Consider the following 12,481-nt stretch of genomic DNA (forward strand, 5'->3'; position numbering starts at 1 on the left):
CGGCAGGAAGCCGGGATAGCAGAGCGGTGCCGGCGAAGTGTCGGACGGGGATACGCTCCGGCGTCGAGCGGATCGCGAGACCGGCCGGAGGCGTTGTGGTCGTGCGTCGGGATGCACCCGGTCGCCGAACTCACGGACTCGGCCCTCCACGGGTCGGTTCGTCATCGGGGGCAGCCGTGCCGGCCGGATGACTGTACGCCCAGAGGTCGTGGTCGCCACGGGGTCCGAAGACATCGAGGTGCCCGCGCATCCGCCCCTCCTCGGCGAACCCGGCCGCGGCGACCGCGGCCGCGGCGGCCGGGTCGGATACCGGGATCGCGGTGGCGATGCGGAGGATTCCGAGCCGTTCGGTCGCATGGTGCACCAGCAGGCGGAGCACACGTGCGCGGAGTTCCGGGCGGGCCGAGGCATCGGTCCAGACGCTGAGCCGGACGTTGCGATCGAACATGTCCAGCCCGTGCAGCCGGGCTTCCCCAGCGAAGCGGCCGTCGTCGAGGATCGTCAGCGTCAGCCCCGGCCGGGAGCGCAGGCCGGGCCTGGCTTCGGCGAGTTCGGCCAGCCAGTGGCGCAGGGAATGCCGGCGCAGCCAGGCGGCGGGTGACATGTGCGGATCACGTGCCAGCGTCACACGGTTGCGGATACGGGCAGCGCGGCGCTGCCGGAAGTCGGAGACACGGCGTGATCGCACCAGCACCCCGCCGCGGTCATCGGAGTCGGTGATTGCGATGGCGGCGCTGCCCCGCACCCACCGGAACACTCGCCGCAATCGGGATAGCTCGTACCTCAGACGGGCAGCCGCGATGCTCATGGGGGGCGGCCCATGCGGGACGGCAGAGGCGGCGGGCAGTCGCGTCGTCGTCGGGTGGCGGCGCTGGCGGTCCAGATGGACGGCGGTGAACCCGCGGTCGGGCCGATCCGCGCGGGTCACCGCCCACAGCTCGTGGTCGCGGCGTGCGCCACCGGAATCGAAATAGGTGCGCATCCGGGCTTCGTACCGCAGGCCCGCCGCGGCCGCGATCTTGGCCGCGGCGATGTTGCCGGGCGCGATCGGTGCGCTGATTCGCATGAGGCCGAGGCTGTCGAATCCGAAGTCCGTCATCATGGTCAGGGCGAGGGCGCCGATACCGCCGCCCGCGACGGCGGAGCCGGTCCAGATGCCGAGTTCGGCGCTGCCCGCCGCCACTTCGATCGAGGCCAGTTCGACCTGTCCGGCGAACCGACCGGCCACCTCGATGACCATGCTCATCCGCCGCCCGGCGCGTGCGTCGGCCCGGTTGTCGAGGCATTCCCGCACCCAGTGGCGGGCGGTGTGGCGGGCGGGCCATTCCTGTTCCGAGCTGACCCAGTAGGGCTCGATGATCGCGCGGTCACGGAGCCGGATCCGCCGCCACTCCGTGAAATCGTCGAAGCGCGGCGGTCGCAACCGCACCGCCGTACCGAGGGGACCGGTGACGGTCGGCGGCGCTTCGATGCGGCGGTGCCGTGTTCGGGTCATGCGCCGGGACGCTTCCTGCCGAGCGCTACCGTGCTCAGCTTCCCGTCGTCGGAGACGGTGAGCCGCCAGTATCCGCCGTCGGGCGCCTTGAGCACGGGACCGTTGTCGGCGTGCTCGCAGACCCAGGTTCCGTCGGCGGTCACCGCCGCGCGGACGGCGCCGTCGCTGCTCTGTGCCTGGAACACGTCCGCGCCGTGCGGCCCCGCTTGGGACACCACGGTGCCGGTGAAGCGCGGAGTGCGCATGCCCTTGCGGCCCATGACGTTCCAGCCGGTCGGAAACGTCTCGACGGGGATATCGTCGGTGATCCCGGAGATCAATCCGACCGCGGTGCCTTCCGGACAGCCGACGGGATCCACGCGTACCGGGATGCCCGGCGGCCGCGACTCCGCGTCGAAGATCACGTTCGCCAGATACGGCTGTCGGCAGTAGTTCAGTTCGAGTCCGACCGAACGGGCCGCGACCTTCGCGTTGACCATGCCGAACTGCGCGGGACCGCCGCGCCCGTTCTCGCCGACCGACAGGGCGACCTCGGCTCCTTCGAACCACACGTTGGTCAGCCACCAGTCGTTGGCGGCGCCGTCGACCCGCAGGTGGCGGTCGGTGGTGAGCGGGTTCTGGTCGGAGACGAATTCGACGTTGGTGAGTGCCAGCCCGGCGTTGTGGTCGTTGCCGGTGCCGAGGACGCCGGTGTGATTGCTGGTGAACTTCGAGGAGGTGACGTAGTTCTGGATGCAGGATGTGGTCAGCCCGATCCCGAAGTTGTTGATATCGCAGTTGATGAAGGCGGTGCCGCCGGTGTTGTCGCGCAACACGACGCCGCGCTGGGTCAGGTACTGCGGATGGTTGTCGCTGAGGTGGTTGCCGCGCAGTACCACCGCGTCGAAGGAGCAGCGAAAGCATTCCGACAGCTCCACCGCGGTCGAGCCGGGACCTGTGGTGAAGATCCCGAGCCTGGCGAACCGGACCCGGCTGCGCTTGCGCAGCCGCACCAGAGTGCCGTTGCCCGCGTAGACGATCGTGGTGACGTCGGCGCCGTCGCCGAGAATCGTGGCATAGTCCGGCAGATCGGGCATCGACTCGACCCGGTAGTGCCCGGCGGGCAGGTAGAGCACCAGCGGGCCGTCCGGGTCCTTGGCCACGGCTGCGGCCAAAGCCTTGGTGTCGTCGGCGATGCCGTCTCCGACGGCTCCGAAGTCTCGGACGTTGCGCGCCGCAGGCGCATCGGTGGTGGGGGACCGGAACTGCGGGTCGTCCGGCTCGGCTGTGGTGCAAGCGGCTGCGATCGGAAGTACGGCCGCCGCACCCAGAGTCGCGGCGAGCAAGCGGCGCCGCCGGAGAATGTCGTCGCTCATACCCTCAACCATCCCACCAGTCGGTCTGCCGTCGATCCGGGCGTGTGGTAGCCGATCACGCCGGTCGGCCCGGACGTGCCGAACGCGGTCAGGGCGGTACGCAGCTGCGGTTCGGTGAGTCTGCCGAGATCGGCGACGCCGAGGACGGCATCGGACAACGGCGCCACGGTGACCGCGTCGGCGGCACAACCGACCGGTGCGGTCTCGATGACCACGCGGTAGTAGCGCTCGCGCAGATCGGCGATGAGATGGGCGAAGTGTTCCGAGGCGATCAGGTCGGAGGTGTCCGGCTCGATGTGCCCGATCGGCAGCACCGCGACCCCGGTCCCGCCCCAGTCCTGGGTGATCGCCCGGTCCAGCGGTACGCCGCCGCGCAACAACGTCGTGAGGCCTGGACCGGGCACCGTGCCGGAGCTTCCGTCGCCGGAGGTGTCGGCGTCGACGAGGATCACCGGATGACCGGCATCGGCGAAGGCCAGCGCCAGGGTGTGCGCCACCTTCGATTGTGATCGGTCGGTGAGGCTGGTGCATTCGATGGTCTGGGCGCCCCGCAGGTGATTGCGCAGTCGCCGGGCCGCCTCAGAGGTGGATTCTCCGTGGTCGAAGGTGGCGACCACCGGCACCGGCGCGACCTCGGCGAGGTTGCTACTGGTGCGGATACGCCGGTCGGTGCGTTCACGCAGAAATGCGGCTGCGAAGCCGAGCAACAGTCCACCGAACAAGCCCATGGCGACGAACCGGCTCGTGCCGGGGCCGGACGGAGCGGCCGGTAGTCGGGCACGGTCGACGACCGAGACGCGGGCGGCGGGAGCAGCGCCGGTTTCGATGGATTCGAGACTGTCGACCAGAACACGGAACTGGGCGACCGTGGCGTCGGTGAGATCACGTGCCCGCTGCGCGGTGGGCGCGGAGACCGCGATCTCCAGGATCGTGCTGGCGGGCGGCGACGAGGCGGTGATCCGGCCGCGGAACTCCTCCGGCGATTCCGTCAGCCCTTGGTCGTGGACGACCCGCTCGGCGACCGCGGCGCTGGTGGCCAGTTCGAGATAGGACCGCACGCGCTGCTGGGCCGCCAGGCCACCCTGGTAGGAGTCGTTGACCGAGGTACCGGTGGCCATCGAGACGTACATGGTGCTGCTGGCCACGTATGTCACGGCGCGGGAGGAGGCGTACCAGACGCCGGCCACCGTGACGGTCAGCGCGATCGCGGCGATCAGCACCCACCGCCGCCGGACGATGTGCCAGATATCGATCAAACCCATGAATTGCGACCTCATGTCTTCGTAACTGCTGAAGCGTGCGCCGGTGCCGGGAGCGGCGTCGGGCGGCGGCGGAATTCCGTGACGATCAGATGGACGAACCAGGCGAGCACGGCCGACTGCGCGAATTTGCCGAGATTCTCGAAGCTGCCGAGGATGCCGCGTTCGAACAGGGTGGAGGCGCCGGTGATCGCGAGCCCCAACACCAGGACGGGGAAGTACCGCGAATACAGCGATCGCTCCCAGGCGAGCAGCAGCAGGAAGGTGAACACCACGGCGACGACCACGCCCGCCTCGCCGCCGAACAGATAGCCTTCGTTGACGTTGCCCTCCGCGAGGGACACCGACACGGTGCTCATATCCACCGACGCGCCACGCACGTCGTTCGCCCAGGCCGTGCCGGATTGGAGCTTCTCGGCGCCGAGCACCTGCGCCGGGATCAGGCTGAGGCTCGCGTGGTGCAGTACTTCGCCGGGGGACAACCAGCCGCCCGGGCCGACGAAGTAGGCATCGGTGGCGGCTTCGAGCAGGTCGAAGCGCCGCAGGATACTCAGGAACGGCCGGACGTCGTCCGGGTAGCGGGAGTCGACGACGGTGGCGTCGAGCGCGGCCGTGCCGGAGTTCTTGAACGACTGCAGCCAGCCGAATCCGGCGACGCCGAGAACGCCGATCAGCGCCACACCGATGGTGGTGCGCCGGTTCCAGCCGAGCATCGAAAACCGTACGGCCAGAGCGAGTGCGGCGGCGAGGATCGGTGTCTTGGACTGCACGGCCGACGACCAGTACAGTTCGCCCGCGAACAGCGCGCCGAGCACCAGCGCCGTGGTCTGCGGCCGGGCCGGTCTGAGGAAGACGATCATCCCGAGCGCCGCGATCCCGGCGAATGTGGCGACAAAACTGAGCAGGGGGTTGCCGCTGCTGACCTCACCGGCAGCGCCCAGCGATCCGGTGGCCACCGAGGCCGCCCGGCCCAACAGCCCGAGGGCGTAGAGCACCAGCAGCGTCGGCATCACGTCGGAGTCCGCGACCGCGGCCGGGACGGGGCGAGGCGGGTGCCGACGCCGCCAGAGCGCGTAACCGATCACCAGCAGCGCGTAACACCACAAGCCGAGCACGACGTGGTCGAGCACCAGACCGATTCCGCGGTCGTACCCCAGACCAGCCAGCCGGGGGTCGGAGATGTTGTCGCCGTAAGACGGGTCCGGCTGCACCGCGAGCAGCACCAGCGGCCGCGCCACGTAGGACAGCGACCAGAAAAGGGCCTGCGCGATGAAGAACACGCGGGCGATGCCGGGAACCCACAGTGCGGCCGCGGCGACCGTGATCAATGCGGCCGCGACGGCGGCTATATCGGTGTAGGCGTTCAGTTCGCGACCTCCGCGGCGAGGCCGACGATCTGCCGGGCGCGATCCACGTAACGATGCCCCCCGGCGACGATCCGCCGGTGCCCGGCCGCCGCGACCTCTGCCGCCTGCTCCGGATGGGCGGCAACCCAATCGAGAACCGAGACAAGCTCGTCGGTGCTGTCGAACAGGAAGCACTCGACGGTGTCGCGCAGCAGGTCGGCGTGTTCGCCGGTGCGTTCACCGACGAACAATCCACCGGCCGCGGGCACCTCGAAGGTACGGCAGGTGTGGGTGTCGCGGTTGCCGGAGTTCAGCAGCACCAGATTGGCTGTCACCTCGGCGATCGCGGCCGAATACCCGGGACCGTACACCGCGCCGCCGACGACGGCGCGGGTGGTGCGCAACTCCGGAACCCGGCGCCAGCCGGGGCCGCGGACCAGCAGGCGCGGTCCGTAGCGGCGTGCCAGGGACGCCAGTTCGGCGCGGCGGCCGGGCCGGCACACTCCGATGAAACCGACCAGGTAGTCACCGGCGCCGCGGCGCGCCGCCGGATGATGCCAGGCCGGGTCGTAAGCGCTGAGTACGAAACCGGCCTGCGCGCCACGCGCCCGCAACTCCGGCACGTTGTGCTGTTTGGTGGTGACGATCAGGTCCCAGCCGGGTTCCGCGGCCAGGTAGGCGTCGGTGAGGTTCTCGGGGTTGGACACGTCATCGGGGCTGTAGTGCACATGCAGTGCGGCGGGCAGGTCGAGCAGTCGCTGCTGGTCCAGATGAATCCCCTTGAACACGAACAGCATGTCGGGCCGGAACGTGGCAGCGTTGCGTTCGATCCGGGTGTGAACTCGTTCGACCGTGCGACGGTCGCGCCGACCGGTCGCCTTCGCGTACACCCACGGTGGCGAGAACCTGGCCGGGAGGGTCACCGGTGTGGAGTCGACCACGAGCACGTCGTGCCCGGCCTGCCGGAAGCCGTCGGCCAGCGAGCGTGCGTTGCTGCCGAGCCAGTCGTCGCCGACGAACAGAATTCTCATGGTCAGGTTTCCTTCCGGGGCACGATAGGCAGCGGCACGGTGTCGGCTTCGGCGTGGTCGCGGCGGGCCAGGAACCGCATCCGCAGCAGATGCCAGGTGGCGACGGTGATTTCGGCCAGCAGCAGGCCGTAGACCAAGGTGTGCACCGAGCGGGTCCAGACGGTCAGCAGCAACGCCCCGATGGCGACGAGAGTCCCGAGCAGCGCGCCGATCAGTACCCCGGTGGTGTCCTGGCGCACCGGCAAGATGGCCGTGGTGATGAACGAGGTGACCGTCGTGGCGGGCAGGATCATCGCCTCGATTCGCAACAGACCGGTGGACGCGGCGAATTCGGCACCGAAGACCAGCCGGATCAGCAGGGGCGCGGCCAGCCAGACGCCAGCAGAAGCGAGTGCGGCGACGGCGACGGTGACGGCCAGCGCCTGCGTGCTGTACCGCCAGAACCCGAGATGGTCGCCGCGTCGAGCCATGCGTGGCAACAGCGCGAAGCCGATGGCGTCGAGCAGTGATTGGACCGCGCGCACCAGGCGGTCGCCGGCCGAGTACAAGCCCAGCGAGACGGCGTCGAGCACGGCCGAGTACAGCGTCGCCGCACCCTGCCCGTAGCCGGTGACCAGCAACCGGGAGACGAACACCGGCACGCTGCGGCGCAGCACGACGCCGTAGTAGCGGGGACGGGCCGGTGACCCGTACCGGCGCCAGGCATCCCACCATGTCAGTGCCACCGTCGGCACGGAGGACAGCAATAGGCACAGCAAGGCGACGTGCGGGTTCGGCAGTTGCGGAAGCAGGCCCACGAGCAGCCCGAGATAGCACAGCCGTCCGATGCTCTGATACGCGGCGGAGGTGCCGAACCGCCCCTCACCGATCAGCAGCCAGTCCTCCGACAGGGACCAGAAGCCACCGACGAACAGGCCGAGCAGCACCATCTGCGCGGCTTCGGGCACGCGCACGGCAAAGGCTACGGCGAGCGCGACGCCGAACAGCGTCGCCGTGGCGAGGCGGATGGCCAGGTAATCGCCACGCAGCTGGTTCATCTCCCGGAACCGGGTGTCCTTGCGCGCGTTGATCTCCGGCACGCGGGCGGACAGGAACTGCGTGACTCCCAGATCCACGACGAGCGAGCCGATGAAGTAGGCCGACATGCCGATGGCGAGCAGGCCGAGGCCGTGGGCGCCGAGCACCCGGGCGATCAGCGGCACGGTGACGACCGTGACGATGTACTGACCGTATCTGCCGAAACTCACCAGTGCGATATCGCCGAGTACCTCGAACCGGCTCGGCTTGCTGTGCGCGCCACCACCGCCCGGCCCGCGAGCCCCGTCGGTGCGACGGTGCACCCCGCCGGGAGGCCGGGGCAGTTCGACCCGAGGGAAGACGTCGGTGGTCAGCGTGGCGAGGTAGTCGGGTTCGGTCACGGCGGCGCCACCTCGTCGAGGAAGCGGGTGACCACGCGTGCCGTGGTGCCGATGTCGAAGTCGCGGGCGCGGTCGGCGCCTGCGGCGGCGATCCGGGCGCGCGCGGCCGGATCGCCGAGCAGTTCGGTGAGAGCCGTGGTGAGCGCGGCTTCGTCACCGGCGGGCACCAGCCGGCCGGTACGCCCGTCGGCGATGATCTCGGCCGGGCCGCCGGGCACCGTCGCGATCACCGCGCAGCCCGCGGCCATACCTTCCACCACCACCTGCCCGAACGGCTCGGGCAGCACCGAGCAGTGCACGAGCACGTCGGCCTCGGCGAGGTAACGGTCGGGGTCGTCGACGTGACCGGTGAAGGTCACGGCCAAACCGAGTTCGTCGGCGAGTCGTTCCAGGTACTGCCGGAACGGCTGTTCATCGAAGAACGTCCCGCCGACGAGATACACCGCGGCGGGCCGGGTGGGCACCGTCGCCAAAGCTCGCAGGAACACGTCCTGACCTTTCCAGGGGCTCAGCCGTCCCACGACGACTACGACCGCCTCGGCCGCCGCACGGCCGCGCGGCGGCGGCGGTACGGCGGGCAGGGCGACACCCGGATAGGCGACGGCCACCGGGATACGCGAGGGCAGCGTGTCACGGGTGCCGTGACTGTTGGCGAGCAGTCCCCGGCAGACCAGGGCGGCCAGCAGCCGGATGGTGGTGGCCGGGAGCAAACCGAAGTAGTCCCGGGACACTCGGTCGTGGACCTGCCAGACGAGCGGCACCCGCGCGCGGCGGGCCGCAACCGCTCCCAGCACGAGCGCTTTGCTGCTCTCCGCGACCAATACCCGAGCGCCCAGCTCGCGGACCACGCCTCCGATCGTCCAGCCCAGCCGCAGCAGCGCGAGAAACCCGGTGATCAGCCGCAACGGACCGGATGCTGTGGTCATCGCCCGGCTGTCGAATCGGCCTGTCACCACACGGGTTTCGATCCCGGCGTCGCGGGCACGGGCCATCACCGGGCCGTCCTCGGTACACACCAGCGCCACTTCGGTGCCCTGCGTCCGCAGTGTGCGCAGCAGCCGCAGGGTGGCCAATTCGGCCCCGGAGGGCGCGGCGGTGTGGCCGAGGAAGACGGCGGGCCCACTCATGCGAACTCCCGGTACAGCGCCGCGTGCCGCCGTGCGGCGACCTGCCAGCTGAAGGTCTCCGCGTGGGCGCGGCATTGCGCCGGTGTGGGCCGACCGCCTGCGATCGCCGCGCTGATCCGAGCCGCGAGCGCGGTGGGGTCGCTGGGCGGCACGATCAGCGACGGATCCAGGCCCTGCACGGCGTCGGGCAAACCGCCGCACCGGGTGACCACCGGCGCTCGGCCCGCGGCGAGGGACTCGAGGGCGATCAGGCCGAATCCCTCGAGGGCTATGGTCGGCACCACGGTGAGCGCGGCGGAGGTGTAGCGCACGGCGAGTTCCTGGTCGGGAATCCGGCCGGTGAACTCGACGCTGCCGTCGAGCCCACTCTCGGTGGCTCCGCGCCGGAGATCCGCCTCGGCGCTGCCGGTTCCGACGATGACCAGACGCGCCTCCGGGTGCTCGGCGAGCACGCCGGGCCACGCGCGCAGCAACACATCGATGCCCATCCGGCGCTCCAGCCGCCGCACACACAAGACGACCGGCGGGGACCCGGGGACCGGGGCGGGACGGAACCGGGTGAGATCGACCCCGGGCGCGATCACCTCGATGCGATCGGGCGCAATGCGGTAGTTGTCGCACAGGACGTCGCGAAAGTGTTCGGAGAGCACGACAAAACGATCCGCGCAAACGTATCGCAAACGTTCGATGAGGTATTTGGCGAAGGCTGTGACGGGATGCTGTCCGTGCATTCGGCTTTCCGCCGCCCACGGGCCGTGGAAATGCACGACGAGTGGTAGCCGTCGACCCCGCCGGTCCCGGGCGGCCGGGCCGTAGAGGCAGAAGTGGCGATCCACGACCGTGCCGCGGTCCAAGGCATCGCGAGCGCAGAACGCGGTGCGGGCGCGGCGCAGTGTCGAGCCGCCGACCGGCCCCCACGACCGGGTCCCGCCATGCGTCCGGTCGGGCGGGCCGAACGCGGCGGCCGACATCGAAATCCCTGGAACGTCCAGCAAAGCGCCGTGCAAGTCCGTGAAATATCGGCCAAGGCCGCCGGGCGCGGCGCCGAACCATTCCGATCCGGTCATGTGCACCCGCACCGCGCCGGAAGCGCTCGTCATGACGCGATCCCTTCGTCCCGTTCGCCGGACCGCGGAGTCGTCCGCCGAACTCGTTCACGGCCGGAAAGTATAAGGCTGCCCACCGAATTCATGTTCATGCTGGTCGCGCAGATGTGCGGTAACCGATATCCAGCACTGGGAATTCCGCATCCAGATGCCAACTCGCGGTGAAATGTGGCATAGTTTCGGCAATTACGAGGCAATGTGCGATCGAGATTCTGGCAAAGGGGCAGCTCGGGATGCGGAAACTGTCGGTGTGCGTGCCGGCCTACAACGCGGAAAGAACTCTGTCCGCGACCCTGGACTCGGTGCTGGCCCAAGATCTCGATTTCGAAGTCGTGATCCTGGACAACGCGAGCACCGACCGCACCGGTGACATCGCGCGAGCGCGGCGCGACCCGCGCGTGCGTGTGCTGCGCAACGATCGGGTACTGCCGATCGGCGCGAATTGGGACCGGGCGATCCGGGAATCCACCGGGGACCTCGTGAAGGTGGTCTGCGCCGACGACATCCTGCGTCCCGGCGCCCTCGCCGCGCAGTCGACGGAGTTCGACGACAACGCGGTCGCGTTGTGCGCGGGCAGATTCGACGTGATCGACGAGTCCGGCGACATCCTCGAGACCGGACTGGGGCTGCCGCAGCTGGTCGGCAGGCACGGCAGCCGCCGACTGGCCCGGGTGATCGTGCGTCGCGGACCGGCCGACTTCGGCCCCACCGCGGCCGCCATGTTCCGGCGCGCCGACTACGACGCCGTCGGCGGACTGCGCGGCGACCTCGTATTCCCGATGGATGTGGACCTGTTCGCCCGCGTCGGCAGCCGCGGCGCTTTCGTCGGGCTCGGCGACATCGTGGCCGCGTGGCGGAACTCCTCGTTCAACCTGTGCAGTCGCACGTCGACCCGTAGCAAGCTCACCGAGCAGCTGCGATTCCATCATCGCCTCGGCGCCGATCACCCGGACCTCGTGCGTCCGGCCGACGTGCTGGCTGGTGATCTGCGTCTGGTCCGGGCGTTGGGGACGCGGCTGCGGGTGCGCGCGCGGGGCATGGTCGGCCGCTGAGACAGCCACGACCATCGGCGCGGTGGCCGGTTCGACCGAGTAAGCCGGCGCGTGCGGCCGGAGTCGGCGCATCCGAGGGGTGGTATTCATGGGTACGGCTGTCTTTCGCTTGTGAACTGCTAGCCGGGGCGGACCGGGGGTGTGGCTGTCGGGATGAAGTCACAGGGTGGGGGTTCCGTCGTCCACATCTCCTTTTCTGGGTCCGCGGGGATCGTCCACGAACCAGCGACCGTCGAGTTCTGGAAGTCCGGTCGACACTTCATCCAGTAGGTCGGGCAGCGTCAACAGCACCCGGTCGGGTGCTGCCGCGATCAGATCCTGCGGGCTGATGATCGGGATGTCGGTGCCCGGCATCCGGCGTCCCCGTTTGGCGGGCGCGGCGTCGGCGACTCCGGCGACAAGTCTCCGGTGCGCACCGGCCAGCGACAGCAGGGCAACCGCCCGGGACGCGGCGCCGTAGGCGTAGACGCGCTGTCCGGCCGCGGCCGCATCGATCAGCCAGTTCCGCAGCGCGCGCACATGGTCGTCCACGAACCGCTGGAGTCGGTGCAGCGATTCCGGGGTGATGAGTTCGCGTTCGCGGGCCAGGATCTCCCGCACGGTGCGGTCCGGCTCGGTAGGGCCGCGCCGAGCTGCTACCAGCACCGTCCCGCCGTAGAGGTCGAACTCCCACGCGGTGGTCACGCCCATGCCAGCGGCGGTGAGCGCCAGGCTCAGCGCATGCAGGGAGTAGTACGCGAAATGCCCGTGCCGCAACGCGTTCCACTGCCGTTGTGCCACGATGGCGGCCAGCGAGTGGAACTGCAGCAAGAGCAGACCGTCCGGTGCGGTGGCCGCGGCGCGTGCGGCGAACGCGGCCCGCTGGTCGGGTTCGTGCATGATGCCGAAACAGTCCACGACCAGGTCCGCCCGCGCCGCGTCGGCTTCGGCGCAGCCACGCTCGGCCAGCAAAGGCAGCCAGGAACCACCGTGCGGACTACCGAACTCGATCACCGTGCGCCCGCGCAGCAGACCGGCCGCGTCGACCCGGGCAATCGCATCGGCCGCTTGGTCGCGCAGGGCCCGCGGCTCCACACCACGGGGTTCGGCGGCCACGGTGTCGTCTTCGGCGAGCTGTGCCAGCTCGCAGTGCCGGCACCGCACCATCCGCAGCGGGTGCGTGGTCTCCGCCGGTGTGACCGGCAGTCCCGCGGGCGGGAAATCATCGGCTGCGGGCACCGTCCCGAGATCGAGGACGGTGTGCAGAACGGCGCCGGAGCAGGCGCGGCAGCGGCCGGTCATGACACGATGTC

Annotated in this window: 10 protein-coding genes; 1 reads left to right on the top strand and 9 read right to left on the bottom strand. The window is 69.9% G+C overall.

Going from position 1 to position 12,481, the window contains the following annotated elements; genetic code table 11:
• Window positions 1-130 precede the first annotated feature (130 nt).
• The 8 genes from NG1_RS23585 to NG1_RS23620 all read right to left on the bottom strand — a co-directional run bounded on the left by NG1_RS23585 (window position 131) and on the right by NG1_RS23620 (window position 10,104).
• Window positions 131-1,495, bottom strand: coding sequence for a GNAT family N-acetyltransferase (locus NG1_RS23585; protein ID WP_062974202.1), 1,365 nt, complete (start codon window positions 1,493-1,495; stop codon window positions 131-133).
• Entirely contained in the window at window positions 1,492-2,850 is a 1,359-nt protein-coding gene (locus NG1_RS23590) for a glycosyl hydrolase family 28-related protein (RefSeq protein WP_062974205.1), read from the bottom strand. Before NG1_RS23590 ends, NG1_RS23585 begins: the two co-directional genes overlap by 4 nt.
• Window positions 2,847-4,112, bottom strand: coding sequence for a Wzz/FepE/Etk N-terminal domain-containing protein (locus NG1_RS23595; RefSeq protein WP_062974207.1), 1,266 nt, complete (start codon window positions 4,110-4,112; stop codon window positions 2,847-2,849). The genes NG1_RS23590 and NG1_RS23595 overlap by 4 nt, the downstream gene beginning before the upstream one ends.
• Before the next feature lie 11 nt (window positions 4,113-4,123).
• On the bottom strand, window positions 4,124-5,437 hold the full coding sequence (locus NG1_RS23600) for a hypothetical protein (protein ID WP_245660015.1): 1,314 nt from the start codon (window positions 5,435-5,437) through the stop codon (window positions 4,124-4,126).
• A gap of 35 nt (window positions 5,438-5,472) precedes the next feature.
• Window positions 5,473-6,486 carry a CgeB family protein gene (locus NG1_RS23605; RefSeq protein WP_062974209.1) on the bottom strand — a complete coding sequence of 338 codons (1,014 nt, stop codon included), beginning with the start codon at window positions 6,484-6,486 and terminating at the stop codon, window positions 5,473-5,475.
• 2 nt (window positions 6,487-6,488) lie between these two features.
• Entirely contained in the window at window positions 6,489-7,742 is a 1,254-nt protein-coding gene (locus tag NG1_RS23610) for a lipopolysaccharide biosynthesis protein (RefSeq protein ID WP_062974276.1), read from the bottom strand.
• A gap of 158 nt (window positions 7,743-7,900) precedes the next feature.
• On the bottom strand, window positions 7,901-9,031 hold the full coding sequence (locus tag NG1_RS23615) for a glycosyltransferase family 4 protein (RefSeq protein WP_062974211.1): 1,131 nt from the start codon (window positions 9,029-9,031) through the stop codon (window positions 7,901-7,903).
• Window positions 9,028-10,104, bottom strand: a complete 1,077-nt coding sequence (locus tag NG1_RS23620) for a glycosyltransferase family 4 protein (RefSeq protein ID WP_245660018.1) — start codon at window positions 10,102-10,104, stop codon at window positions 9,028-9,030. Before NG1_RS23620 ends, NG1_RS23615 begins: the two co-directional genes overlap by 4 nt.
• A gap of 266 nt (window positions 10,105-10,370) precedes the next feature.
• On the opposite strand from NG1_RS23620, the gene NG1_RS23625 reads away from it, so the two are divergent.
• The gene (locus tag NG1_RS23625; RefSeq protein ID WP_062974213.1) at window positions 10,371-11,189 is read left to right on the top strand and encodes a glycosyltransferase family 2 protein; all 819 of its coding nucleotides are present in this window, start codon (window positions 10,371-10,373) and stop codon (window positions 11,187-11,189) included.
• 159 nt (window positions 11,190-11,348) lie between these two features.
• Here the strand turns inward: NG1_RS23625 and NG1_RS23630 are convergent, their stop codons facing one another.
• Window positions 11,349-12,470, bottom strand: coding sequence for a class I SAM-dependent methyltransferase (locus NG1_RS23630; RefSeq protein WP_062974215.1), 1,122 nt, complete (start codon window positions 12,468-12,470; stop codon window positions 11,349-11,351).
• Between the last annotated feature and the right edge of the window lie 11 nt (window positions 12,471-12,481).

This window comes from Nocardia gamkensis NBRC 108242, from assembly GCF_001612985.1.
In the GTDB taxonomy this organism is placed as follows: Bacteria; Actinomycetota; Actinomycetes; order Mycobacteriales; family Mycobacteriaceae; genus Nocardia; species Nocardia gamkensis.